Raw genomic sequence first — 26709 nt, 5'->3', positions numbered from 1 at the left:
TCCGAGGTGACATCTCTGTTAGAGATTCTGTCGCACTCAGTTCCTCCATGGACCCGGCCTTCAAAACGACTTGCACTGTCGACTGCAGGGAATCATAGTTTCCTACCCACCCTGAAGAGAAGTCTGTGAATCAATCACTCTCGATCAAGTGGATTATAGTCAAAAAGCGTCAGCTCAATAATGTGAACATACAGCCTGGACTGTCAGCACGATTTTTTACCCGTCATCCTGGTCGTGAACCCTTCCTGAATTAATCCTGGAAGGCCGACGACGAGTTGGCTTCGTACTCTTTTGTGTTCAAGAACTGACTTTTCTCAGTGCAATCATCCGAACCCGGTAAGCTGGTCGTTGTTCCCAACTTTAGGTCGCTGAATCGCTGGCCACTGCATTTTTTGCAGGCCGGGATGGATCCACCTCGTGTTTGTAGATGTTCATGAGGTTATAAAGGATTTCGTCGTTTATGCAGCCTTTAGCGGCTAAAGCTTGAGCCACTTGTCCTGCATCTTCCTGTTGCATAGCCAGTAAATAGGCGACTTGTTCTTCCGTGAGAAATCCCTGTGCAATCGCGGTCACGCCGAAGCGTTCATCGGATTGTCTCTGTAAATCCAGTATCTGCTCCACCTGCTCAGCAGTCAGGTAACCTGAATTTTGAGCAAGGACACCGATTTTCTCATGTGGAAAATGACAATCCAGTAGAACCTGAGAAACTTCTTCGATACGGGCATGGCCATGCCGAACGAGCCAACGGCTGAATCGTTTCTGATTGCTGAGCTGTGTCAGTTGTTCCTGAATGGGATCGATAATCGAACGGACATGAACCTGATTTCGTCCATTTCGTTTGGAGTCGTACATGGCTGCATCGGACTCTGTCACCAGGCGTTCGCCAACTTCAAGTCCGTTCCTTCGCGGCATGGCGATGCAAGCCCCCACGCTGATCGTGACAGGTACCTGTTTGTTGTTGAACAGAATTTTCAAACTCTCAATCGCGGCCCGCAATCGATCGGCAACTTTGGTCAGCCCTTTTTTCGTCGGTTGTGAAACCAGAGCGACGAACTCTTCGCCTCCGTACCGGCCAAGAAGGTCGGTTGTACGCAACGTATCTTCCATGCGAGCCGAGACCTGCTTAAGGACGTCATCACCAAACTGATGACCGTAGGTATCGTTCAGTTTTTTGAAGTTATCGATATCGAGGAAGATGACCCCAATCGTCGTAGCGGAGCGTGCCGCACGGGCGATCTCTTTTCGCAGACTTTCGTCAAAGAATTTTCGATTGTAGGTTCCCGTGAGAACGTCTCGAATCGCCTGTTCTGTTAATTCCTGGTTTTTCTGCTCTAGCTGTTTGACTTCTTCTTCAATTATTTGCTGACGCACGACGGCCTGGGTGCTGGCAACATGGGCTCGCATCGCCAGCATCGCCAATTGCTCGCCCGCTTCGGCCATGATGTCATTAAGGCTCTCGATTTCTGATGTGTCGACAGAGAAGACCTCTGCTGCCAGATCGATCCGCTCTTTCATTTTCAGCAAGCGATCTTCGAGATCTTTATCGGACCATTTGTAAAAACTGGCCGTCAATAACTGGAGCCGCTGTAATGCGATCCCCTTCTGATGAGTGCAAAAGTAGCTACCAACAGCATTCGCTACGGCAACAGCCCGCACCATATCCAAATCCTGCGAAGGCTCAATGGCATTGATCACTTCAGGAGGATCAGCCTGATGCCGAACACAAAGCTGAATCGTGGAGGGGATTTTCCAGGAGATCATCAGATTCAACCCGGCTTCAATGTGGTTGACTCCGAGCAACTCTGTTTCGACTTCATGGAGCAGCTTGTCTTCCGACTCCTCGAATGTCTCGATCACCTTCAGGTAGTCCTGCGGGATCGTTTTCAGCATCGCCAGTCGCCCCAGGCTGGAAAGTAAACCCGCCAGGAAAAAATCGCTTTCCGATCCCGGATTGTATTCCAGTGCGATGACTTCACAAGCGGCGGCTTTAACCACGGAGGACCGCCAATAGTTTTTGAAGCACGTCGCCATAGGACCGGCAACGTGTGCAGCGTCGGACAGAGAAAAACTGAGCGCCAATGAGGTAACCACCGTCGCTCCAAGTAATGGGACAGCGCGGTCGATGCTGGTGATGGGGTTTTTGAACCCGGCGTAAGAAGAGTTGGTCGCCTTCAAAATCTTCGCGGTGATGGCCGGATCGGATTTGACCAGACGAATGTAATCACTGACTTCGGAATCTGTATCTTTTGAGAGTTCCAATAGTTCAATGGCCACCATGGGTAACGATGGTAGATTATTGGAAGACCATATTTTCTTTGGGTCGATCATTGCAGTTTCCTTATTTCGCCTGCGTCCTATCGCCAGGAAGACTATCGGCTGTTCGAGACAACAGTGACACGTGCAGAATCTCCTGGCGGAGAGTCCTCTCGTTGCTTAGCCCGACAATGCGGTTATTGTGAGCTGAAACAATCTGGAGATTCAGCGGTGTAATCTTCCTTGCTGTGCAAATGATATACGACCGGGCCTCGCTTCTGTTCGGGAGGAGCCGGCATTCCCGAAGATCTACGGGAAGCTATTGATATGTCTGGATTTTGGGGGCCTTGCTCAGGAATCAGATTTCCTTGGAACAGCAGATTGACTGCTCTTCTAGAACTATCGTCCTTTCTTCCCTACAGCGACCAACAGAATATTCGCAATGGTCATGCCATAGAGTGAGAGCCCCTCACTTCAAAGATAATCGATATATTGTTCTCAGGAGGGAATAGTTACCCAACGCTCCATCTTTTCCTTAAGCATGTCCGGCGTAAACGGTTTAATCAGGTAATCCGAAACACCAGCCTGGATCGCGGTGACCACGCGAGCACGTTCAGCCTCCGTTGTAATCATAATCACCGGAATATTCGCGTCACGCTGACGGATCTCTTTAAGCAGAGAAAGCCCGTCCATGTTGGGCATGTTCCAATCGCTGAGGACGATGTCAAAATTGGTTCGCTCGAATAAATCGAGAGCCTGAACACCATCTTCCGCTTCCACAATGTCTGTAATGCTCAGCATATTGAGACAACGACGTTGAATCGTTCTCATCGTGCCGGAATCGTCAACAAGTAATACCTTCATTTCAATTGACTCCAAGATACATCAATTAAATTCTGCCAAATGGGGCGAGCTCATTATCTGCCCCAGCCATCATTACCAGAGGTGTATCTTTACATAGATTTTGTTTTATTAGTTTGGTTCAGGTCACGGAAACCATCATCTGCCGCTGGCCACTCAGTGGAATCATTAGTCATTACTGGCGAAACCGACTTCGATCGCAAAAGGACCAATTTCCGAATCGAACTCGATACAGATCGGCTGAACTTTGGACGGGTAATGGAGATGGTGGCCAGAGCTGGTAATGATATTGGGAATACTAATGGAGAGCTGTAATTCTTCCATTTTCGCTTTCGTGTTGCCCACAATGATGTTGGTCAGTTCACCTACGGCGTCGCAGACTTCCGCATTCATTTCATCTGCACGGACCCCCACTAGACGGTAGAGAACCTCGAGAGCGGTTGATTCCTTCAGGCTGACAGCGATCGTTCCGATAGCACGACCGGTGACACCGATCACAGCACTGATTTCATATTTGGGTTGAGTCGACTCTTTAAGAGCCAGTCCCGTTCGAACGGGCGTGCACCCCAACATGGCTTCAAATACTGATTTAGTAGCACCAAGTACCGGATTAACGCATTCCGATGTTAACTCTGAACTTTCGCGAGTTACCGTAGACATTACTGCTCCTTCCACAGGGTTGAGTGGAGACAAATCGAAGGCAAAATTCCTGGACATGAGGGAGGCTCTTGTCAGGTCTAAGCCTGAAAAAACACAATTTGTGTGGGTTCATGACTGATTAACTGTGACAAATTTCATTTTATCTGCGAGATATCCTCACATTCTCCAATGGAGATGTGGTTCAGACTCTGCGGCAGATGCATTGATTTAATGCCTAAACATAGAATCCAAAATTCAACTTGCACGGTTTTTCCATCCTTTTCTCCCTATCTTCCGGAAGCCAAGGGCAATTGTTCAGATTGTTGTCGAAACACCCAGCAGCGCGATCTTAAGGAGGTGTTTTCCTGTAAAATCGGTTTTGCTATTGTCAAACCGCTAATTTTCAATAAAGTTTCTAAATGCGAACGGTTGTTCAGACGATGTCAACTATTGTGCTTTTTAAATAATAGATTATTGCTTTTCAGATCGAGACGTCTCGTCTCTGTTTTGAATCAATTCAGACGTCTCGAAGAGAATTTTGTCGCTAAAATGCCGAGCATCTCCGATTATGGAGAGGCTTTTAGTTTCACTTGTTCTAAGCGAGCAAATGCTTCGTTTTTCTATTTATATACTGTCGTGATCCACGTGGGCCTGTTGCTGAGGACCGATTGCCTTCGAGGATTGATCATTACCTCTCATAATTCAAGATAATTGACGCAATCTCATCTGATTGATTCGTTGTTTTGAATAGCCGTTTTTCAGAAGCAGTTTATCAACCATGGTTTTCTCTCCTTCAGGTAGTTGCCGGAAAATACTCATTTATCAAATGACGTATCCACCGAACTGATTAGTTGAAAATTGAGATAGACCGCTTCGGGAAGATGCATAAAGCTTTTGGGCCAAAGGTTTGCGTTTATGTCTTCCGACCTCAGTGACCGAATACAACCAATTCGATTAGTCCTTCTGGACGATCATCGAATTTTCTTAGATAGTCTCTCCTTCCGAATAAATCGGGAATCGACCCTGCAAGTAGTGGGCGTCGCGGAGAGTGCGCAGGAAGCCCTACCCCTGCTGCTAGAGCATCGTCCCGACATCCTGGTTCTCGATCTCGCCCTGACACAGGGGGGGACCTTCGAACTCTGCGAAGAGATGAAACGCCAGGAATTGCCGACGCGAATCTGCTTTCTCACCAACCAATTGGTGAATGTGTTCATCGAGCAGGCTCTGCGTCTGGAAGCTCATGGATACCTGCTGAAGGTCGACCCGCTCTGCAAACTGCTGGAAGCGATCCCGAAAATCCATCAGGGAGAACAAGTTTTCTCCGAGGAAATTCAGCAGCGGCTGCGGTATAACCGCCAAACCAAAAAGTACACGATTGACTCTCCCCACAGTCTGAAGAAATTGACATCCAGACAATTCGAGGTGTTACGTCAGCTTGCCCGCGGCAAAAGCGTTAAGGAGGTTGCGAAAGACATGCACCTCTCCACCAAGTCGGTTGATAGCCACAAATATCGAATTATGCACAAGTTGGGCATCCACGATCGCGTTGAACTTGCCCGCTTTGCCATCCGAGAAGGCCTGCTTCTGCCGTAACGTTCTGGGGCTGTTATCGCGGAATTCTCGCACAGCCTACTTTTTTTATCGTGGCTGAATACTCACCAGAGGGTGGGGATTCGATGTTACTCTTCCGGATCAGCTAGTTTTTTGAGGTGTCGCGACAGCTGAATCTCCAGCTGAATTAATTGCTGCCAATGCGACCAGCTCATTTGCATATCCGCCGATTCCTCCTGCATATTCTCCGCAGCAAGCCCTTCATTGGAATCAGCTTCATCGGGATTCATTTGCCGGGCCGTACTAATGATTTGCCCAAGTTGTCCATGGACATAAACGAGATAGTCCGACAGCAACGTCTTCTGCAGCAGGTTTAACCCTTGTGGCAATTCGGGTGCCTTTACAAGACGGGGCAGTTCCACCGGCCCAGAATCTCCGATAGGTTCTTCACTGGCACCGTTCTTGATGCTCGCGGCTGATTCTGTCTCATCATCAATCAACTGTCCCGATTCCGTCAGACTGACGGCGGGTGGGCCCTGCTCCGCAAAGAACTGCGCCAGTTCCTCGTCATCCCCCAGTACCAGCAAACAGCGACCAATGGAAATCTGGTCGCCAACTTGAAGCACGTGCAGATGAACGGGGACGCCATTCACACGACTGCCATTCGTGCTGCCCAGGTCCGTAAAAATGAGATGGCCCTGGTCCTCCTGAATTTTAGCGTGAAATCGGCTGACGCGTTCGTCGTTCAGCCGAATGGAATTCTCCTCTTCCCGGCCCATCGTTATCGGTGGTTTCAGGTTCTGGTAAACCTGACCCCGCTCTAGACCTTCAATGGCCTGCAATGTGACCAATGTCATCGGGAACCCTATCCGAAAGGAGAAAAAGACGTGAATGAACGAGGGATTGTGCGGCACATCCGGGGGAAATGCAGATATTGCCCGTACAGCCCGCTTACGGCAATGTTCTACGTGATTCGAAATCCACCGGAATGTTTTCGACAGAGACCGACGAAGACAGACAGTTAAAACGGTGATTGCCCACGATCATGTCTTACGTTTGTAACATGACGGAAAACGCGGAGTCAAGAAATCTCGGACGTACGAACAGAGGGTTCCACCGCACTGGCTTCGGAATTCAGGGTCTGGGAAAAATACTCGACCAGTTTCTGGTCATATTCTTCAGGAATGGTTTCGCGTCCTAAATTGTGCTTTGCGTTGGGTATTTCCCAGAGTTGATGATAGGGCTGTCCTCCGGCTCGCTTCAAGATTTTGTGAGGAATATCCATATGGACATAGCTGTCTTTGGTGCCATTCATCATCATTACCGGCTTCTTTTTCAAGCGGCGCAATAATTTTTCAAGCACCAGGTAATGACATCCGTGCCGCCACTGACTGATCCAACGGACGATCGTCAGCGAGATCCTCATATGGAGATCTGGAAGCCGATCGATGATCCAGGGCGGAAAGTACAACGTGGCCCAGCGAATCGCGAAGTGGAACATCATGCTGTCGGTGGTGAAGGCTCCTTCGGTCGCCACCGCCTCGACGCGATCCAGTTTGGCACCGGTTGCCAATGCCGCCCCACCCCCTCGACTGATCCCAAACATCCCCACAGGCAGATCCGCCAATTCCTCACGGGACTGCGCGTATTCGACAGCCGAGATCGCGTCCTGCACTTCGTAATCGCTCAACCAGTGCATCACTCGATAACTAGCCAGGTGCTCGCTGGCTCCCTGGTTTCGAAAATCGAAGGAGAGAACAGAAAAGCCGGCATCAATCAGAGCGTTGCAGTACCATTTAGCAGACCAGTGCGAACCACCGAATTCCGGACAAAAGACCACCAACCCTTTTGGAGGTAGTTCAGGATTCCGGTACAGACTACCACGGAGTTTCAGACCGTCGGTCGTGGGGAATTCAATGACTTCCGCTTTGGGATCTGGAAAAGCAGGACGAATCCCAAACGGGGGCCGTCGTTCAAAAATGGGCAGAATGATATAGACCGCCGTGGTTCTCAACACGATGTCGAGTACCAGCATGACGGCCAATATTCCCAGAATGATCTGGCTCAGAATGAGAAGGTAATCCATCCCAGCGGCTTCTCTATTTACAGTTTTAAAACTCTGCATTCGTTCTGGCAAACTCCGCCAGATTGTCGTTCCAAAATCTTGAGCTATCCCCAAAGAAATGTGAACGACCTGAAGTACAGGGCTGGGTCAGGTAATGAAAGGGCACAGTACTGAATGTTGCCACTCAATGCAGGATCCGAAAGGTGAGATTGATCCTACCGTAGCAGTGCAGTCAGTTTCCACTCAATGATTTGGTGAAAATGCCAATTCTGGGTAATCCATGATCGACTCTATTCTGCAGAGCTGAAACTACATAAGGTGGCTCGATCTACGGCAGATGGATTAACTTTCATACTTCGAAAAAATGAGTGAGATATTCTGTCCGCCGAATCCAAAGCTATTGGAGAGAGCGATATTAACCTCTTTCTCCCGAGCGACATTCGGCACATAGTCGAGATCGCAATTAGGATCGGGCGTCTCGTAGTTGGTTGTAGGCGGAATGACGTTGTATTTAATCGCCAGCAGACAGGCAATGGCTTCCACGGATCCTGCTGCCGCAATGAGGTGGCCCATCATGCTTTTGATACTGGAGACGGGAATATTATCCGCTGCGGCACCTAGAGATTGACGAATGCCACGCGTTTCGACTTTGTCGTTCACTGCGGTGCTGGTGCCGTGAGCATTAATGTAATCGATCTGGTCGGGGTTGAGTTTGGCACTCTCGACCGCCATTTTCATACACGCCGTTCCGCCCCGGCCTTCGGGATGGATGTCGGTAATACGATAGGCATCGGCACTCGATCCGTAACCAATGATCTCGCCGTAGATGTGCGCTCCGCGAGCCTTCGCGTGTTCGAGGTCTTCCAGGATCACCATTCCCGCTCCTTCACCCAAGACAAAGCCATCACGGTTTTTGTCGAATGGGCGGGAGGCCCCCTGGGGATCGTCGTTGTTCGTGCTGAGTGCGGTCAGCAGGTTAAAACCTGTGACTCCAAACGGGTGAATCATGCTGTGGGCACCGCCGGAAAGCATGACATCGGCATCGCCGCGTTTGATGATCTGTGTCGCTTCACCAATCGCCTGACTGGAAGCCGCACACGCGGTGAGACAGTTCAGGTTTGGGCCCTGCGCGTTGAAGATATTCGCGAGGTGCCCGGAGGGCATGTTGGGTTCCTGCTCAAGCTCGGCCTGAGGATTGAGTTTCTCCAACCCCGCTTTGGTGAAAAGTTCGAGATCAAGCTCTCCATCCCGCTGCGCTTTCGCGACGAGATTCATGAAGATCTGAAAGTCCTGCTGCCCTTCTCCGGCTCCCAGATAGACACCGAAGCGTCCCGGGTCGCTTAAGCTTCCCAGCACACCAGCATCTTCCACCGCCTGTTTTGCGGCACCGATGGCAAATTTGACGTTGCGGCCTGTGTGTTTGTACTTGGTCGGATCTTTCACGCACGCATCGAAATCGAAGTTTCGAACCTCGGCAGCGAATTTTGTAGGGAAATGGGAAGCGTCGAAATGCGTGATGAAGTCGATTCCGCTTTTGCCCTCGGTAATCGAGTCCCACATACTCTGGGCATCATTCCCAACGGGAGTGATGCAGCCAATACCGGTGACGACGACACGACGATCCATGATGACTTAACCTGAATAGTTGAATTTAGGAAATGGAGAGAACGCCCAATTATCGGTGATCAGAGAAATTCTGCCTAGGGTACATCAGTTGTAACGGGCGTAGTATCAGGGAGAAAGCAGCATCGAGGAGAAAAAAGCAGGTGAAGCACGCAGAATATGTCATTCTGAAACGCTTCAATCCCCAGTTCCCGCTTTGCCAACTTCCATCACCGACATCAGATTCATCGAAAAGACGAAGTTTTTCTGATCAACTCCTTTAACGTTCGGATCATTGGAATCGAGATGGAAAAAGACGATTTCCGCTTCAACCACCAACCGATCGCCGACGTGTCCTTCACAGGCGACGGTTCCCCCCTTTTCGTTATCGGAAAGGAGTTTAGCCGTGTAAATCAACGTATCACCAGGACAGGCCCAGCTGTGGTATACCACTTTAGGAACTTTGGCGAGCACCACGATATGCTCGAAATTATTCTTTTCACCGAGGAGAATCCCACCGGTTTGTGCCATTCCCTCGAGCATTAATGACCCGGGCATCACCGGAAATCCGGGAAAATGGTCGTGCAGATGCTCTTCCGCCAAGGTGATGTTTTTCACCGCGCGTGCGTGAGAACCACTTTCAAGTTCCAGAAATTTGTCTATCCAGATCCAGCGCATGGGGTTAATCCACTACAGGTCGCGATGCGATCGTTAACTCGGAACCGACGATCAAGCCAGGTTGCAGCTGGATCGTCGGCGAGAATAAGGCCAACAGAGTTCAGCCGTTTCAGGCACTCAGTTTTGCTTTGACGAAGTTGACGATCATCTGGACGGTGAACAGATTCTGAATGTTCTCGACCTGAGGATCTTCTTCCAGTTTGTCGACGTTGGCATGAGGCATTTTTTCACGCAGACGGGCGATTCCGCTCTCGGTGACTTTGCCACCTTCGACAAATCCGGAATCAGCGGAAGCGAGGTCTTCCGGGAAGAGTTCGCCACGCGGAATTTTGATATCGAAGTTCTTTTCCAACCGGAAAACGATGTCCAGGAAGTCGATCGATTCCGCACCCAGATCACCGACGAGTGTGGCTTCGGGAGTCGCCTCGTCGTCATCGACCGAGAGGGCTTCCACCAGTGTGTCTTGTACTTTTGCCAAAATTTCGTCGTCAGTTAACGCCATCAAATCTCTCCTCGTTTTGGTGTGAGTTCGGGAACTATTACGTTCTTTGTCTGGAAAACCAACTGCTCTGAGAGATATCCGGGGATACTCTGACCCAGAACCTGTTGGTGAATATTATGTGTTGTGGTAGTAACCGTTAGCATCGTTACGATTTGTATCGGCAACGGAGTCAATTATCGGCCAATTCTCAGGCAACAATGACCTTAGAATTGAGCAGATTCTTGAGGAATTAGATTCCTCCGAGTGTCAATCCGCCATCGACCTTGATGCTTTGTCCAGTAATGTATGATGATTCGTCCGCTGCCAGAAAAAGAACGGCGTTGGAAATATCTTCCGGCAGTCCAAGTCGTTTGCAGGGAATCTGTTTTTTAATCTGATCGCCAGCTGCGTTGACAACATCCGTCGTCATGTCCGTTTCGATAAATCCGGGAGCAACCGCGTTGACGGTGATGTTCCGGCGGGCCAGTTCTCCAGCGAGACAGCGGGTAAGACCTTCGATCCCCCCTTTACTGGCCGCGTAGTTCACTTGTCCCGAATTGCCAAATTCAGCAGCGACGGAAGACATATTGATAATACGACCATAACGAGCAGACATCATCGGTCGAACGACGGCGTGACAGAAGTTGTAGACAGAAGTCAGGTTAGTGGTGATCACGTCCTGCCACTGTTCTGGCCCCATCGTAGCTAGCAATCCATCGCGAATAATGCCGGCATTATTTACGAGGATGTCGACTTTTTCCCATTTCTCAATCACTTCCTTCACGACGCGATCCGCTTCCTCGGAGGAGGCGACATCGGCCTGAATCGCGAGAACTTCGCGTTGATCGAGCTCCAGCTCGGACACCAGCTGATCGGCAGCCTCTTTGTTTGATCGGTAGACAAAGGCGACTTTGGCTCCCTCTTTCGCCAGAGCTTGTACGATGGAACGGCCGATTCCCCGGCTACCACCCGTGACGATCGCTGTCCTGCCTGACAATTTCATAATATGTATTCCTGATAATGACTTTTTTCAGAGGAGTTCCTGAAACCGCAACCGGCGGAATGAACTCACCCCCGTGTTAATCCGTTAACCTGATACGCCCCGCCTCGTACTGGAAGCAAACCTGCTGTCTGCCCACAGGCGGAACGTTGGCTGAAATTGTAGTAAATTGAAGCTCGGCTGTCGTACCTTCAGGCAACCCATTCTTCCCAAATACCGTGGTTAAAAACGGCTTTTCTCCGAGTTAATTCGTTTCCAACGTGTATTCTTCTGTTCACAACGCGAATCTCGTGACGACCCTCAAAAACAGGGACTCCACAAATTGTGAAAGAGGCTTAGTCCTGTTTGTAAATGTGCTGAAACATTTCCTTCGATTTTTGAATCTGGAATTCGTCCGCACTCGCCATGTTCGGGTTTTTGTCTCTCAGATTGAATCGTTGCAGAATAATGCGAGCAGAAACAGCCGAAACATCCCCGATCTGCCCCTTCGCTTTAAACGTGATCCCGTCGTCTTCCCATTTGTGAGTGGTCAGATTGACGGTTAACGTCTGTCCGGGGGAGACAAAATTATTGAATTTGAGGGCCCCTGCCTGCTTGAGCATGACAGTGCTATGTTCGAAGTTTTCGGTGTGGCGAATCAACCAGGCACCCGCTTGAACCAGCGTTTCCAGCATTAAAACGCCCGGCATCACAGGGAAACCGGGAAAGTGATCGGCGAGATATTCTTCTGCCAATGACAGGTTTTTGATGGCGGTGATGGACTCACCCGCCTTCATATCGACAATCTGATCAATCAGCGCAAATCGCATGCCCTTGTCCTCGTCGCCGGAAATCGATGAATCACGTTCATCGCCGGACTGAATCAGGCCTACTGAAATTATTCAGAACACAAATAGTTCCGAACTCAGCGGCCTGTGGATGTTGAAATTCATTCCCTGAAAAACGGCATCCCGCCTCAGTAGCAGGACGATCTTGGGGAATTTACCGGGCCAAGGCAGGTCTTTCGATCGATATTCTGGCCCGAAAAAGGTGGGTGGAGAGTATAGTTCTCCCTTTCATACAGGACAAGGCCATCATCATTCCCCATTTCCCCAGCTTGTGACGTTGCCCGTGCTGTAGGAATGAAGGCCTATCAGAAGGGTCTGCGAACAGACGGACGGCTCGTTTATCATAAGCCGAGAGCAAATAAATCTCCCCCTCTGCGAGGCATCGCGAAGTGAAGGAAGTGTAAATACAAACAGGCAGGGAATTTCTTCCCTGCCTGTTTCCCAACGGAATCATGGTTTTATCTGGCATTCAGCACTTGGCCGAGCCACCGTCGATTACTCAGCCCGGGGGGCTGGAACCGGTTTGATTTCCTGAGCCGATTTGGCTCCTTCGAATTTTGCTTGAGACTGATCGACTAACTGGCTGGCCTGGCTGCCTTCCCGGTTATCAAGAATCGTGCGAGCGGCACTCCGAATTTCGGACGAGGGCAACCGTCGCAGGTTGGCGAGTTCCGTCAGAGGTTCCAGATTCTGCAGGACCTGACCCAGTGAAGTCTGCAGCATGGCCAGTTCGACCAGCTCGCGGCGAATTCCCTGCATCGAGGATACATGGTTGGTCAACTCGACGCGGAAGTCGGCGAGCAGTTCTAGAGCTTCAACAGCACTGGCGAGTGAATCCGACTGCTTTAAGATGCGATCCTGCAGACCGATCAGCGTTTCGAGTTTCTCTCCCGATGTATTCATGTTCTCGACAGCAGCCAGTTTCTGCTGGATGGAGAGCAGTTCAGTCATCGAAGTGCGGGCCTGTGTCAGTTGACCGGAACGGAGGACAATCTGATCTTTCATCCCCAGTAGCTGATCCGTGGCAGCACGAGCGGCGGCATTGTCTTCGCTACCGTCGAGCAAAGCCTGCTTCATTCCAATCAGCTCGCCAGCCGATTTCTGAGCCGCTTTGTTCGTGCTCGCTGTCTGAATGAGATCCTGCTTGAGAGTCGCCAGTTGACGCAACCCCGAAGTTGCGAGGTCCGCATCAGCCGCTTCCGAGAGAGCGAGCTGTTTAACGCGTGCCAGTTGATCGAGTGCCAATTCAGCATCGTAGGAATTCTCATCCTGCATCAGCAGGCGATCCTGCAGCTCGATCATTTCATCCAGCATGCCAGCCGCTTCGTTAGTGGATGACTGCTGGCGAACCAGTTCGTCATGCACCGACTGAATCAGATCGAGTGAAGCGAATGCTTTGCTCGACTTCCGGGATTCTTCAACCAGTTGTACTCTCAGTTCGGTAATCTGCTCCAAGGCGGCGGTCGCCGTTTCCAGTTGCTCCTGCTGACGTTCGAGACTGCTGAGTAGATTGTTCGTTTTCCAAACGGTGTCGCGAGCACCCACCAGGTCTTCCATGTCGACCTGGACATTAACCATCTGTTTATTGAGTTCACGAACTCGTTTTTCCAGAGGACGGACAATCAGGAAACGGGAGCAAAACAGACCCACAATCAGACCCATGATCAACATGTTTCGTGTGTGTCGTTTCATCTCCATGATTTCAGAACTGTAAATTCTTCTCGACTTATAATCTGGGTTATTCACAGCCAGTTCCTCTCGCGTTATTAAAAAAGCAGGACGGGGCAAGTCCGCTGTTGTATTCGGTTCATTCAAGTTCGGGGACGATCGAGGCGAGTGCGGCCTCGTGTTGAGAAGCTGTGGGTCGGGGCCAACCACTTGGCCCTCTCTACCTGACAGCAACCCTCTGCCTGATTAATATCGCCAGCCTGTCCGGCAAACTTTCGCCAGCACGATCTATTTTCTCTGTTTTGCCCAACTTGTCTTTCGCGATATCGGACAACACGAGAACTGTTGATTGCTCCAGCTGTGCAGGACTGTGTAGAAATGTTGATAAGGAATCAAAAAATTTCCGAAATTTGACTGGTGAACCCAACTCATTTTCCCATTAAAAACACTCTCTTATTTGCCTGAAATTGGAGTTCAGATCCATGAACCAGCCCCCTGAAAATGCCGTCTCTATACGTGAGGCAACGACTTGCGACATCGACACGCTGGTCGAATACAACAGTCAATTAGCGCGCGAAACAGAGGGCAAAGAACTCAACCGCGAAACTTTGCGCGCGGGGCTTGAAGTCCTGCTCGCCGATTCGACGAAGGGGAAATACCTCGTTGCCGAAATTTCGGGAAAAGTCGTGGGGCAGGTGATGTTCACTCGCGAGTGGAGTGACTGGCGCAATGGCGAATTCTGGTGGCTACAAAGCGTGTATATCGCCAGCCACTTTCGGCGACAGGGAATCTTCAAACAGCTTTACCAGGCCATCGTCGAACGCGCTCGCGCTCGAACAGATGTGGTGGGTATTCGTCTGTATGTCGAACTACAGAATAAAATCGCTCAATCTACTTATGAGCAACTGGGAATGCAGGCGGCCGGGTACAGCGTGATGGAAACGTTGGAGTTGCAAAACCCTGACCCGGCTTGAAGCTCGCCGGGAAGAATGTCTCATCGAATCGATGATCGGCAGACAGCATTCGCTCACGCGTCGTTTCAGGTTTCAAGAACTGCGACGCGTATTCTATGTATTACCGAGTTTAAGGTGTCTGCCAGACAATCGCGGCAGTCGGGGCTTTTACAGACTTGCGGTGATCGTGCTGAATGCCATCGCTGGTGGAGTGCGTTTGATTGCTCCGGTAGTCCTTACTCGCTCTCTCGTACTTAGAATGTTGTCGAGATACAAACCGCTCTCGAAAGGCGCGGGCTTTGGCAACACGATTTTGTGGAGAAGAAGCCTGTCCGTAAGTCTCATAAGATTGAGGCTGGTAGTAAGACTGATCGCGCGGTGTTGGCACCTGTTTTTCGGTGATCGGATTCACAGGATAGCCTGTGTTCGTATTCTCACCTGGCTCGACAATCACCCCTTGTAGAGAAGCACGGCTTCCGGCAGTAGGGACCGATTCCCATTCGCTGTAATCGCTCCCTCCCTGCTGACTCACCATGAACATGTTCGCAGGTGCCGAGGACGAAAATCCATGAGAGCTGGCTTGTGGATACTGTGTCTGCGAATACTGCGATTGTGGATATTGGGTTTGCGAATATTGCGTCTGCGGGTACGAAGTCACCGAGCCAGTAACAGGGTAACTCGTCGTCGGAGTAATTCCGAAAATCGAAGACGACTGATGCCAGTGACCTGGGTAGATACCCGGCGTACTTCCGCCACATCCACATCCACCGCTCGGACCGATGGGTAGAGACATCATCGGCTGGTAAGAGTACGCCGGCACATAAGGCATCGGTGAGCAGGGACACTGATTAAAAGTGGGCGTGCATCCGGAAACACAGGGACTCCAGCAGGAGAGATGAAACAGCCTGTCCAACCAACAGGCTTCTGCCGCTGGCCCTGACAGAATCCCCATACATAAGACGAGAAGTCCTGCTGCAGTACTCTTAATAGATTTCTTCGCAGTCACTTTGCGCGCGAACTGATTTTTCCACTTCATAATAATCGCAATCCTTTGCGCCTGAACTGACGGGACTCTGTTTAAAGGGTGAATCAGAACTGTCAGTTCACTTTAACCTGATCGCCCATTTTCAACAAAAGAACAGAGAGCCGTCCTGTTCTACTGATTGTTCCACATTACTCTATCGACACAACCGAAATTGAGGCTGATTCCAATCAACTGGAAAATGCTGAAACTCCGAAAAAGGTCTTTGTATGAAGTGACTGACCACCGGAGTCATCCGCGCAAACCAGACGGCAATAACGTCTTTAAGTGAAATGTCTTAAGTCGGTTTACCGTCAGTTCCTTCTGAATTTTGGCGGCATTCTGTTCATTAATCCAGCCAAGATCTGGAGGTGGAATGTTGCTCACCCGATCTACTGCCTGAAGACTGCGTCTGTTCGGCGACGGTCCCCTTCAGTGCAGAGATGCCAGACAGTGCCTGACCTATTCGCACTCACAATGCAGGGTCTTCACTGTCCACTTTATTCTGGACCAGAACTAATGACGGCATGGCAACTATCCCTGTTAGGAGTTTACGGTTTCCTTATTCTGATAACGCTCTCCAGACATTTCGTCTGTAGTTATCAACAGCGATTTCTGCGCGTACTGAAACTCTCGGACGCACAAGTCGCCCCCAACCGTGCTCCACTCGTCTCTATTCTTGTTCCCGCCAAGGACGAAGCGGATAAAATTGCCGCCTGCCTCGATTCGCTCTGCAATCTGAATTATCCCGCCTATGAAGTTCTAGTCATCGATGATCGCAGTGACGATAACACCGCAGAGATCGTACGTGGATATGGAGAAGAGTATTCACACCTCCGTCTGATTCAGATCGAAGACCTTCCTGCAGGATGGACGGGCAAAACGCATGCGTTGCAATACGGACAAAAGTTTGCGCGCGGAGAATGGTTGCTCTTCGTCGATGCCGATACGACGCACCATCCGGATACTCTGTCGATCACATTGCACGACGCGATCGAGCATGAACTTGATATGCTGACGGCGCTGCCCACGTTGAAATGTCATTCGTTCTGGGAAAAAGTCATTCAACCTTATGCGAGCACTTGCTTGATTATTCTGTTCCCACTGAGCAAAGCCAACAATCATACGGACCGCGATGGGGCCTGGGGGAATGGTCAATTCATTTTGATCAATCGCAAAGCGTACGACGAAATCGGACAGCACCGTTCTGTCCGCGACAAGTTCGTGGAAGACATCGCCCTGGCCCGCCGCGTTCGTCAACAGGGTCTCCGTTTGAACATCGTCTCAGCGGCTCAATTATTTTCCGTCCGAATGTATTCCAGTTTTGAGGAGATCACTCGTGGTTGGAGCCGTATATTTTATTCGGCAACCGACTGCAAACCGGGAAAACTGTTCGCGCTCATGATTTTCATTGGTCTGTTCAGCATCACGCCCTATGCGTTCATAATGGCTGGTGGCCTTGCCCTCTGGCAGGGTACGGCAACGCCCCTAATGGCGACCCTCTTTTATATGGGCGTTGTTCACGAACTCGTACAGCTCAGTCTGTATGCCCGAATTTATCCACAGACAAGAACAAAAAGACGTTACCTTGCCTTTCGCCTGGTTGCCGTACTGACGATGTGCTACGTCCTCGCGAAAACAATCCGCATGTGCTTCACACACGAAGTGAACTGGCGCGGCACTGTCTACGGTCTCGACCTGCAACAGAACGTCGCCCTCGAGACAGGCCAGGGTTCTATCGCAGCAGAACAGGACGAAGACCGAATTCACCACGCCGCCTGAGAAATGGGCTCGATGCGATCTAAGCCAGATTGTGTATGGGAACGCTTGCACCTGCCGAGAGGCTGGGCCACAATGCCGGAATGAACGTGAATTAATTCATTCCCCTGAGAAATCTTCGTAAGGCCCTGCCCTATGCCACTGCATCATAATGTGTTCTTTTCTCTCAAAGATGATTCTCCCGAGAAAATCGAAAGCCTGCTGGGTGCGATCGATAAATACCTGACCCACCACGATGGCGTGCTGCATTGCAGTGGTGGCAAACTGGTCTCCGACTTGGCCCGGCCCGTGAACGATCACGATTTTCAGGTCGGCTTGAACGTCATCTTCGAAACTCGTGAACAGCACGACGTTTATCAAACCGCCGAGCGACACCTGCAGTTCATTAATGAACAAAAAGAGAACTGGGACAAAGTACGCGTGTTCGACTACCAGTCGTAGAGCGGGTGGAGAAGCAATCGAACCTCATCAATAAACAGCTTGCCCTTCGTAAGGGTGGCAGTTGAAGGTAGTACTGCTGGCTCGTCCAGCAGTGCGATCACAGAGGGACATCCCTCGGATTTATCATTGGTACTTACCGTGGCGGACGATGAAAGCAACTCCCCTACCAATGCGTCTTTTGGGAAGACTTTTAAGTGTCACTCTCCGCACTCGTACCTGTGGCACCCGGACCACTCTTCTAGATTGACCAGGCTACCTTTCCTGCTCATTCTGGACATGCCCCTTCTATTTCCTCTGCTGATCCTCCATGAAATTCCCTCCGAATCTGCTGTTGTTGTACTTTTTGCAAATTGTTAGGATTCCGGGCCGATTCTCCGCCGGTTGAAATGTTGGCGGAATAGTCCTGCTCTACCTGACCACCACGACACACTGCCGAAAGGAATTCGACAGATGCAGAAAACGGAATTTCTTGAACTGCTGGATGAACTCTTCGACCTTCAACCGGGCACCGTCCAGGCGACCGACGATATTCAGAAAATCCCCGGTTGGGGTTCCCTCTCGTTCGTCGGACTGATCGCCCTGATTGACGAAGAGTACGGTGTCGAAATTAGCCCCACACAAATCCTCGGCAGCGGCCAGGTCAACGAGCTGATCACGCAGATCCAGACCGCACTCACGGCCCGCCAAGCTGCTTAAAACAGGCAGTCGATGCTTCTCAATACGCGTATAAACATCCCCTGATTTCTGACGTATTAACCGTCCTGACTTCAAGTTGTGATTTCAACTGGGTGTGCGATACCCAGATCCGCAGAAGCTTTTTGCAGCTATTGATGTCAGATATTGAAGCGTTGTGACTTTGATTTGAAATAGGAATGCCTCTCAAGCCGCACCTTTCCGTCTTCCACGCTACAGATTCCAACCCTCAGACCGATTCTGTGTTCGCTCAGCAGGAAAAGAACAGCATGACGAAACAGTTACTCATTATTGGAGCCGGTGGACTTGGCCGAGAAGTACTCACCTGGGCCTTGGCTGCACAGCAGACCAACAATGTCGACTGGAAAGTCGCCGGGTTTCTCGACTCCAACCGAAAAGCCCTGACAGGATACCCGGTGCCCCAAGGTTATTCAGTCGTGGGTGACGCCAACACGTATAAACCGACCAGTAATGAAGTCTTCGTTTGCGCAATCGGCGATCCGGCCATCAAACTCAAAATGAGTCGACAACTTCGTGCCCGAGGCGGAGTCTTTACGAATGTAATCCACCCGACCGCCCTCATCGGCCCCGGTTGTCAGTTGGGTACGGGCATTATCGCCTGTCCATTCGTGACCCTCACGACGAATGTGGAAGTCCACGATGATGTTGTCTTCAACATCTATTCCGGGTGCGGTCACGATTCAGTCATCGGGGCAGGTTCTCTCCTCAATGGTAAATGCGAAGTCAACGGAAACGCGAAGTTGGGCGAAGGAGTCTTTATGGGCTGCCAGTCCGCCGTGTTGCCGGGCGTGAAAGTGGGTGATTTCTGCCGCATCGGAGCGGGTTCCGTCGTTGTTCGCAACACGCGAGCGCACACGACCGTCATGGGAGTTCCCGCGAAGAAACTGTACAGTCAGACTGATTTCCAACAGGCGGAGCGAAAAGCGGCTTGAATCCAGCAGATCATCCACTTGTTTCCTCCTGCCGAAACTCCTCAAACTGACCTGCGGTTTGCCCTATCCCCCACCGCTCTCGTTTTTTATCCTTTATAAATTAAAACATCCTTGGAGATTCCCTCTCCGCCCCTCCTGATTATGCCGCCTCGCGAACGCCCGGCTTGCTCGTTATAGATCGTTACGCATGAAAGCCAGTGTTAAAGCCGTTACCTATCATCTACCTGAAGGCGAACTCGTTAACGAGACGTTAACCGCGATCTCTCCTGAGATGACTGCCGAGAAAATCGTTTCCAAAACCGGTATCGTGACCCGCAAAATCGCTGCTCCCGGTGAATGTGCCTCAGACCTGGCCTGCCAAGCGGCAATTAACATGTTTGCCCAGGGCATCTGTTCACCGGATGAGATCGATTACATTCTTTTCTGCTCTCAGTCTCCCGACTACCTGATGCCCACAACGGCGTGCCTGATTCAACAGAGGCTCGGTATTCCCCGGACATCGGGAGCGCTCGATATGAACCTGGGCTGCTCCGGTTACGTCTATGGACTGGGGCTCGCGAAAGGACTGGTCGAAACGGGTCAGTCAAAAAAACTACTCATGCTGACGGGCGAGACCTACAGCAAATACATCCGCGACAATGACACCAACGTCCGGACCATCTTCGGCGACGGCGCCGCCTGCTCGCTGATCGAAGCGATTGACGATACCAGTGAAGAAACCATTGGACCGTTCATCTATGGAACCGATGGTCTCGGTGCGAACAATCTGATGGTTTCGCAGCGAGGTTTTCGTTACCTCGCGCAGCGGAACATGGGCGAAGTCCCTGCTCATTCACCGGACGAAGACCCGTACATGCACATGAATGGACCGGAAGTTTTCCTGTTCACTTTATTGAATGTACCCAAGGCGATTGCCGACCTCTTCGAACGGACCGGTTTTGGCTGGGACGATGTCGATCTCGTCGTCTTCCATCAGGCCAACGCCTACATGCTGGAACATTTAAAAAACAAGATTCGAATTCCAGACGAAAAATTCTACGTCTCCATGGCCGACATTGGGAACACCGGTTCCTCCACGATTCCTATCGCCCTCGCCCGAGCCGAACAGGATCAACGATTGAAACAAGGTGACCGAGTTATGCTCGTCGGCTTTGGTGTCGGTTACTCTTGGTCGGCGACTTTCATCACCTGGCAGGCGTAAACAAGAAACCTTTCTAGAACATTTGAGGCCATTTCAAAACCCGGTTGTGGCAGTTCGAAATTCTTCAAAAACTGGGAAAACGATACCCACCAGAGGGTTTTGGAACTACTTGTAAAAATAATCCACCGTCTCCTCCCCATCAAGGAAGAAAGAGGACACACCGATGCCCGCATCTCTCTCACCTGCTTCGCTCGCAATGAACGGCGGGACGCCCGTACGTTCCACTCCTTTTGCCCCCTGGCCCAGTTTTGATCAGGAAATGATGGACGCTGTCCAAACCGTCCTCGCCTCAGGCAAAGTGAATTACTGGACAGGACAGGAAGGACGTACCTTCGAGAAAGAATTCGCCAACTCCGTCGGAGCCGAATACGGCGTGCTGGTCGCCAATGGAACATTGGCCCTCGAACTGGCTCTCAAGGCTCTGGAGATTCAACCAGGTGACGAAGTCATCACCACCTGCCGGACATTTGTCGCCACCGCCAGCAGCGTGATGATGTGTGGAGCCAAACCGATCTTCGCCGATGTCGATCCGATCAGCCATAACATCACGGCGGAGACCATTGCCAAACAAATCACACCCAGAACCAAAGCGATCATCGCCGTTCATCTCGCCGGTTGGGCCTGTGATATGGATCCGATCCTCGAGCTGGCCCGCGAACATAATCTGTACGTCATCGAAGACTGCGCCCAGTGCCACGGAGCGACTTATAAGGGCAAACCGCTGGGGACCCTGGGCGACATTGGTGCGTTCTCATTCTGCCAGGATAAAATTATGACCTGTGGTGGCGAAGGGGGCATGGTCGTCACCAATAATGCCGAATGGCATGAACGCGCTTGGGGCTTCAAGGATCACGGCAAAAACTGGGACGCCGTTTATCGTCGCAAGCACGAAACCGTCTTCAAATGGCTCCATGAAGATATGGGAACCAACTGGCGCATGACCGAAATGCAGGCCGCGATAGGACGAGTCGCCTTGCAGCGATTGCCCGACTGGATCGAGACCCGCCGGAAACATGCTGCAATACTGGACGCCGGCTTTGAACAGACTCCAGGCCTCCAAGTGCTGAAACCGGGCGTCGATTTCGGTCATAGCTACTACAAATACTATGCTCTGCTGAAACCGAATGTGCTTCCGGAAGATTGGACTCGCGATCAGTTCGTGGCCGCCCTGCAGGCCGAAGGCATCCCCTGTGGTAGTGGAGCCTGTCCAGAGATTTACTTCGAGAAGGTCTTCGAGAAACAGGACCTGAAACCAGCCGAACGACTTCCCGTTGCCGCAGAAATCGGGCAGCGCAGCCTGATGTTTATGGTTCACCCGACGTTGAGCGAAGCCGACATGCAGGACATCGTCGCTGCCGTTGGAAAAGTGATGCAAGCGATCACGAGTGAAGCGGCAAATCAAAACGCCGCTTAATTTTCAAACAATGACATTCCCGTACTGACGCACGCTACAACAGCTTGCACTCTTCCTGGTGTGTATGACTGCTAGACTAACGCATCGTCCCCCGACTATTCGGCGACCATTCCAAGTCGTTGCAGTTTGCTCAGGCATTCGTCCCGTTCGCGGGAGCGTTTCAGCTCTTTCCAGGTCTCGTCCTGCGATTCCAGAAAGAGTTCCTTACTGAACGGAGGCGCGATTCCCTGGCTGGTGGCGGTCGCCATTAGGCGACTGATCACCTGATGATCGAGCCGTGTAAAGTACATCGCCTGCATGCGATAATCCTGGAACGCTTCCCAAACTGTTGGGAACAGAGGTTTGATAATCTGTTCACCAATCGTCGTCGCGTAGTTGCGAATTTCCAGCTGAGCATGAGAGTCCATGCGGAGCGCGAGGAAGTGTAACAAATTGTGCAGATCGACTTTCCAGTACGCTTCAGTATAAGTACTGAGCGGTAGATCTTTACGGGCCTGTTCCCGGGCAACACCCGTCTCCAGACGAGCTTCGTAAACACGTTTCAGTTCGCGCTGCAACGACTTTTCGTCCTCGGTCAGTTTGCGTCCAACCTCTTCGGCAAGATAATCCTCACTTCCCTGCCGGTTGGTCTGAGACTGCGAACGCCATTGGTCGGGATCCGTCTGCTGGGCTCCATCGATGGCGATAGAATAACGTGTGCTGTATTCGTTCACGTTGGCGGTGCGGTGGCGAATCCATTGTCGCCAGCAGTCCATCGGCACGCGGACCAGGAATTTAATCTCTACCATTTCGAAGGGAGTTGTATGGCGATGACGAAGCAGATAGCGGATCAGCGTTCGGTCGTCGGAGACTTTTTTTGTCCCTTCGCCGTAGCTCACGCGGGCCGCCTGAACGATGGAACTGTCTTCGCCCATCAGGTCGACCAGACAGACAAAGCCGTCGTTCAGGACAGGAAATTTCTTCCAACGTAATTCTTCTACCAGTTCTGCTCGCTCAGTCACCCGAGTGCTCCCTCACATACAACGAAAGGATAATTTTGAGGGAGACAGTGTAGATCAGCCCAATCAACCACGCAACCACTGACGGGAAGGGGGATGCCTGCCTCTAGAGAAGATTTTTTTCGTCGGCCCGAATAAAAAATGGCAATTCCTCTAGACAAAGTAAAAATTACAATTATAACCATCATGAATCGAACATGTCTTTGCGCATGTTCCCCGGCCTCAGACTATTATATAGGGAGGATCGAGAGCACGTTTCGACCTTTTCTCGGAATGAAAACTGGTCAAACGTCAGGATTCATCTAATCTTCATTTAGATACCTGGAACTCATTTCAAAACCAAGAGCGTGTTACATCTCAAAACGAGACTGACGCCTTAAATCAGACTAGTAATGGACAACCCGAAGGAGGGTTTTGAAATCAGTTTTAGCGCAGGTCCGCAGCCCATAATTCAGAGTTTTGCTGCGATCTCCGGATATTTTATCCTGAAATCGACGACCGACCCAACAACCTTGGGAATCGCCTCGTAAGAAATTCTGACTTAGCGGATCGACTCTAAGAAGAGCCGGTTGTCGGCCGTTATTTTTTTCGGTTTTTAAGCAATCACTCAAGGAAGAATTCGATGCTTGTATTGACCCGTAAAACAGAGGAGTCGATTAAAATCGGCTCAGACATTACCATTCAGATTGTTGCCATTCAGGGCAAACGAGTTCGCATCGCTATCGATGCTCCAGCCTCCGTGATTATCAAACGTGCGGAACTGGAAGAGAAGTTCGAAAACCCTGAACTATTAGCTGGCTCTTGCTAGACAGACTTCTGCCAGACTAGCCACGCGAACACTTGCCTGAACTCCCGCCCGATCTTCTGCGTTTATCCTGCGAATCCTTTGCGGCTGAACATATCAAAAGTCGCCGTTGACGCTATTTGACACCTTTTTCGCAGTCCCACCCACAGCCGATGCCCGGCTGCAATTAACCTATTCCCCATCTGACTATTGGTTAAACCAACGTCTCAGTCGTCTCGGAAGAGGCTACCTGAGGTGCGCTCAGAGGAGCGGGGGAAGAAGCAGGTTGTTGATTTTTCCTCGGGTGCGCTTTCTTGCGTAGACGGCGAAAAGCGAGAATCGTGGTATCATCTGGTTTACTGGGACGACCTTTCACCAGATGGTCCATCCGTTCGCGTGTGATTTCGGTCACAGTACGGATACTCTCCAACAGAGGCCCTTTGCGGATTTGTTCGACAATTTCATCTTCAAGGAGATTGTCCGACAGACCGTCACTGGCCAGGATGAGGGTATCCCGCGGTGCCATTTCGACCGGCGAACCCATTTCGATCCACATTTCAGACGATCCGACAACATTGAAAACAATGTGACGTTCGCTGTGGTGCATCGCTTCGTTCGCTTCGAGCATACCCGCTTCCTGGGCAAAACCAACAGGGGAATGCGAGACCGTACGGAGTTTCACTTTACCCCGTTGTCCTACCAACATGATCAGCGAGTCACCCACGTGATAGGTGCGAATCGTCTGGTCCTGGATTTCCGCCACGGCTATGGTACTCGCAGCTCCGGTTCCCAGCTTAATAATATCTTCGTTGGCAGTCTCGATCGCGTTGAGAATCGCCGTTCGGAGCGTAATCGCTTCCGTAGCGGCGGAAACGACGCCTGGAGATGCTTGTGACCATTGGAAATTGTTCAAGCACCGCTCAAAGGTTTCGACCACAATTCGGGCCGCTTCTTCTCCGCCACGGCGGCCACCTACTCCGTCGGCGACGACGAGAATCAGGCTGCGATCGGTCGGAGTGAATATCCCCAGAGCATCTTCGTTAGCAGTCTCTTTGTCGGGAGAACGACGAGAGTAATGGATGACTTCCCCTAATCGCGTGCGACCGCTCTCGGGTTCGGTCATCTCTCCCTGCAGGCAAATTGATGCCTTGCTCGTCTGATTCTCCGCTGTGGGCGAAGGCGAGTTCGACTTGGAAGCAAACAATGAACCGAAAAACATGGCTACCTGGAGCCATCCCGAGGGGACGACCTTCCTATAACTCCCGGATTGGGGTACAGATTCAACTTGTGGAGGATCTGTATATGTAACCTATTCTAGGCAATTCGACGTACAGCGCGAACACCATTCGACTTAGATTTCGCCTTACGGGTGGTGCTTCCACGCTTGGTCGTCTTCTTCGTACGTTTGATAGCCGCCTGTTTAAGTGCCTGTCTTTTCAGTCGTGGGAATTGTTTCAACATCTGCTGCGCGTCTGTAAATCGTTTCTTGGGGTTGACTTGCAGCGATTTTTTCAGAAATTCAACGAACTCCTGCGGTACTTTTTGCTTCAACCGATTATGCCCGGGCAAAGGCCATTCGTAAGGCCATTCGGGCCATTTTCCAGCCAGCATACGATAGATAATCAGCCCCAGGGAAAACACGTCAGACCGAAAAGAGGGTTTCCCCATCGCCTGTTCCGGAGCCATATAACCCAAAGTACCAGAACCAGAAGAGCGAACCGTCCGAACAGCGATCTTGGCGATGCCGAAGTCTGCCAGTCTCAAATGATTATTCTCAAACAGGATCATGTTTTCCGGTTTGATGTCGCAGTGCATCACTCGGTGCTCATGGGCAAACGCGACCGCCTCGATCATCTGTTGGGCAAACTCGAGTGTCAGATCGAATGACATCCGCTTGCGCAGTCGATCACATAACGTCTGTTCGCCCAGTGGGGTCACAATCACGAAGCGATTTTCGATGAAGCTGGCGTATTTGAGCGGAAGAATATGTGGATGATCGAGCCGAGCCAAAACCCGAACTTCGTTTTTAAAATCCTTCAGGAGTGAATCACTGACCATCTCCTGATGAGGAATTTTGAGTGCGACGCGAATCCCCTCAATCGAATCATAAGCCTGGTAGATGGTGGCGAAGCCACCTTCTCCCAACCGTTTTTCGATGCGGTATTTATCAAAGCGTTGGCGGATACGCAGCATTCCGGAGTTGCCTCTGGATTTTACGGGACGAACGGAATCAAAGTCGGTCTTATAGAGTGTAATCACTACAGTGGCGTCCATTCTTACGTAGCAAGGAAGTGAGAACAATCAGGCGTCTGATCGATTTACCAAGATTGTCTGTATTACTTCCTCAAACCGGGTGCGGCCGTTCGACGAATACGATTGGATAACCCGATTGATAGTTTCGTTCTACCTGTCACTTCTTCTTATACCGACGGTCCCTGCCCCGCGCAGCCTGAGCAAGGTCCCCGAATCGTTCTGGTCGGGGTTTCCTGATGGTTTCGCTAAACAGGTCAACAAGTCGATAACCGGGCTGGAAGTAGCCGAATGACAAGCCATCCGTAGCTGATTGAAATTTTCGGGTTCGAATCATCCTGGCTTTCGATTCTGGTCGAAGCGATTCCGTTCCCTGGATATTCCGACAGCAGAGGGCCTGTCTTCCGTGACAGGTCATTGGCGCCAATTGCATCGATAGCAACGGCTTATCTATTTGTATCGGCAAACAAATGACCCGGGATGAATTCGGTCTGGCGCGAAGGACCGATTCTCGCGAAGTCCTGCAACATCCCTAGAATGCCTCAATATCAATTTGAGTCATTTTGCAGAAAAAATGCCGCTTCACGAAAATAGGTT

General features: G+C 50.9%; 24 protein-coding genes. 9 read left to right on the top strand and 15 right to left on the bottom strand.

Annotation, left to right across the window (positions count from 1 at the left end; translation table 11 throughout):
- Positions 1-360: 360 nt before the first annotated feature.
- From Pla110_RS00560 to Pla110_RS00550, 3 genes are all read right to left on the bottom strand, one after another.
- Entirely contained in the window at positions 361-2328 is a 1968-nt protein-coding gene (locus tag Pla110_RS00560; protein WP_144992139.1) for a sensor domain-containing diguanylate cyclase, read from the bottom strand.
- A gap of 423 nt (positions 2329-2751) precedes the next feature.
- Positions 2752-3117 carry a response regulator gene (locus Pla110_RS00555; RefSeq protein ID WP_144992137.1) on the bottom strand — a complete coding sequence of 122 codons (366 nt, stop codon included), beginning with the start codon at positions 3115-3117 and terminating at the stop codon, positions 2752-2754.
- A 165-nt stretch (positions 3118-3282) separates the two neighbouring features.
- A complete protein-coding gene (locus tag Pla110_RS00550; protein ID WP_144992135.1) occupies positions 3283-3774 on the bottom strand; it encodes a chemotaxis protein CheX in 492 nt (163 codons plus the stop codon).
- A gap of 894 nt (positions 3775-4668) precedes the next feature.
- Here Pla110_RS00550 and Pla110_RS00545 point away from each other — a divergent pair.
- Positions 4669-5346 (top strand): response regulator transcription factor, encoded by a 678-nt coding sequence (locus Pla110_RS00545; RefSeq protein ID WP_144992133.1) that lies wholly within the window; start codon positions 4669-4671, stop codon positions 5344-5346.
- Positions 5347-5432: 86 nt separating this feature from the next.
- Here the strand turns inward: Pla110_RS00545 and Pla110_RS00540 are convergent, their stop codons facing one another.
- From Pla110_RS00540 to Pla110_RS00505, 8 genes are all read right to left on the bottom strand, one after another.
- Positions 5433-6161, bottom strand: coding sequence for an FHA domain-containing protein (locus Pla110_RS00540; RefSeq protein WP_144992131.1), 729 nt, complete (start codon positions 6159-6161; stop codon positions 5433-5435).
- A gap of 224 nt (positions 6162-6385) precedes the next feature.
- Complete coding sequence (locus Pla110_RS00535; protein ID WP_197440412.1) at positions 6386-7390, bottom strand: alpha/beta hydrolase; 1005 nt, start codon at positions 7388-7390, stop codon at positions 6386-6388.
- A gap of 321 nt (positions 7391-7711) precedes the next feature.
- Entirely contained in the window at positions 7712-8995 is a 1284-nt protein-coding gene (gene fabF, locus Pla110_RS00530; protein WP_144992127.1) for a beta-ketoacyl-ACP synthase II, read from the bottom strand.
- Positions 8996-9169: 174 nt separating this feature from the next.
- Complete coding sequence (locus Pla110_RS00525) at positions 9170-9649, bottom strand: 3-hydroxyacyl-ACP dehydratase FabZ family protein (RefSeq protein WP_144992125.1); 480 nt, start codon at positions 9647-9649, stop codon at positions 9170-9172.
- A gap of 109 nt (positions 9650-9758) precedes the next feature.
- On the bottom strand, positions 9759-10151 hold the full coding sequence (locus tag Pla110_RS00520) for an acyl carrier protein (RefSeq protein WP_144992123.1): 393 nt from the start codon (positions 10149-10151) through the stop codon (positions 9759-9761).
- Between the two features lie 229 nt (positions 10152-10380).
- Positions 10381-11133 (bottom strand): 3-oxoacyl-[acyl-carrier-protein] reductase, encoded by a 753-nt coding sequence (gene fabG / locus Pla110_RS00515; protein WP_144992121.1) that lies wholly within the window; start codon positions 11131-11133, stop codon positions 10381-10383.
- Positions 11134-11465: 332 nt separating this feature from the next.
- On the bottom strand, positions 11466-11939 hold the full coding sequence (locus Pla110_RS00510) for a 3-hydroxyacyl-ACP dehydratase FabZ family protein (protein ID WP_144992119.1): 474 nt from the start codon (positions 11937-11939) through the stop codon (positions 11466-11468).
- 513 nt (positions 11940-12452) lie between these two features.
- Complete coding sequence (locus Pla110_RS00505) at positions 12453-13649, bottom strand: coiled-coil domain-containing protein (RefSeq protein ID WP_144992117.1); 1197 nt, start codon at positions 13647-13649, stop codon at positions 12453-12455.
- Between the two features lie 458 nt (positions 13650-14107).
- Between Pla110_RS00505 and Pla110_RS00500 the strand changes: the two genes are divergently transcribed.
- On the top strand, positions 14108-14599 hold the full coding sequence (locus Pla110_RS00500) for a GNAT family N-acetyltransferase (protein WP_144992115.1): 492 nt from the start codon (positions 14108-14110) through the stop codon (positions 14597-14599).
- Between the two features lie 109 nt (positions 14600-14708).
- Here the strand turns inward: Pla110_RS00500 and Pla110_RS00495 are convergent, their stop codons facing one another.
- The gene (locus tag Pla110_RS00495; RefSeq protein ID WP_144992113.1) at positions 14709-15614 is read right to left on the bottom strand and encodes a hypothetical protein; all 906 of its coding nucleotides are present in this window, start codon (positions 15612-15614) and stop codon (positions 14709-14711) included.
- A 504-nt stretch (positions 15615-16118) separates the two neighbouring features.
- Here Pla110_RS00495 and Pla110_RS00490 point away from each other — a divergent pair.
- From Pla110_RS00490 to Pla110_RS00465, 6 genes are all read left to right on the top strand, one after another.
- Entirely contained in the window at positions 16119-17381 is a 1263-nt protein-coding gene (locus Pla110_RS00490) for a glycosyltransferase (protein ID WP_197440411.1), read from the top strand.
- Between the two features lie 132 nt (positions 17382-17513).
- Positions 17514-17819 (top strand): Dabb family protein, encoded by a 306-nt coding sequence (locus Pla110_RS00485; RefSeq protein WP_144992109.1) that lies wholly within the window; start codon positions 17514-17516, stop codon positions 17817-17819.
- 450 nt (positions 17820-18269) lie between these two features.
- Positions 18270-18515 (top strand): acyl carrier protein, encoded by a 246-nt coding sequence (locus tag Pla110_RS00480; RefSeq protein WP_144992107.1) that lies wholly within the window; start codon positions 18270-18272, stop codon positions 18513-18515.
- Positions 18516-18781: 266 nt separating this feature from the next.
- Positions 18782-19465 (top strand): NeuD/PglB/VioB family sugar acetyltransferase, encoded by a 684-nt coding sequence (locus Pla110_RS00475; RefSeq protein WP_197440410.1) that lies wholly within the window; start codon positions 18782-18784, stop codon positions 19463-19465.
- Positions 19466-19652: 187 nt separating this feature from the next.
- Positions 19653-20666, top strand: coding sequence for a 3-oxoacyl-ACP synthase III family protein (locus Pla110_RS00470; protein WP_144992103.1), 1014 nt, complete (start codon positions 19653-19655; stop codon positions 20664-20666).
- A gap of 163 nt (positions 20667-20829) precedes the next feature.
- Entirely contained in the window at positions 20830-22080 is a 1251-nt protein-coding gene (locus tag Pla110_RS00465) for a DegT/DnrJ/EryC1/StrS family aminotransferase (RefSeq protein ID WP_144992101.1), read from the top strand.
- A 95-nt stretch (positions 22081-22175) separates the two neighbouring features.
- Here the strand turns inward: Pla110_RS00465 and thyX are convergent, their stop codons facing one another.
- Entirely contained in the window at positions 22176-23081 is a 906-nt protein-coding gene (thyX, locus tag Pla110_RS00460) for an FAD-dependent thymidylate synthase (RefSeq protein WP_144992099.1), read from the bottom strand.
- A 619-nt stretch (positions 23082-23700) separates the two neighbouring features.
- Here thyX and Pla110_RS00455 point away from each other — a divergent pair.
- Positions 23701-23886 carry a carbon storage regulator gene (locus Pla110_RS00455; RefSeq protein ID WP_144992097.1) on the top strand — a complete coding sequence of 62 codons (186 nt, stop codon included), beginning with the start codon at positions 23701-23703 and terminating at the stop codon, positions 23884-23886.
- A gap of 190 nt (positions 23887-24076) precedes the next feature.
- Here the strand turns inward: Pla110_RS00455 and Pla110_RS00450 are convergent, their stop codons facing one another.
- Together Pla110_RS00450 and Pla110_RS00445 are read right to left on the bottom strand one after the other, a co-directional pair.
- The gene (locus Pla110_RS00450) at positions 24077-25081 is read right to left on the bottom strand and encodes a PP2C family protein-serine/threonine phosphatase (protein WP_144992095.1); all 1005 of its coding nucleotides are present in this window, start codon (positions 25079-25081) and stop codon (positions 24077-24079) included.
- A gap of 95 nt (positions 25082-25176) precedes the next feature.
- On the bottom strand, positions 25177-26121 hold the full coding sequence (locus tag Pla110_RS00445; protein WP_231742787.1) for a serine/threonine protein kinase: 945 nt from the start codon (positions 26119-26121) through the stop codon (positions 25177-25179).
- Positions 26122-26709: the final 588 nt, after the last annotated feature.

The sequence above is a fragment of the Polystyrenella longa genome (assembly GCF_007750395.1).
In the GTDB taxonomy this organism is placed as follows: Bacteria; Planctomycetota; Planctomycetia; order Planctomycetales; family Planctomycetaceae; genus Polystyrenella; species Polystyrenella longa.
The sequence above is the reverse complement of the archived record's forward strand: the minus strand, read 5'-3'. Positions and strand labels throughout refer to the sequence as shown.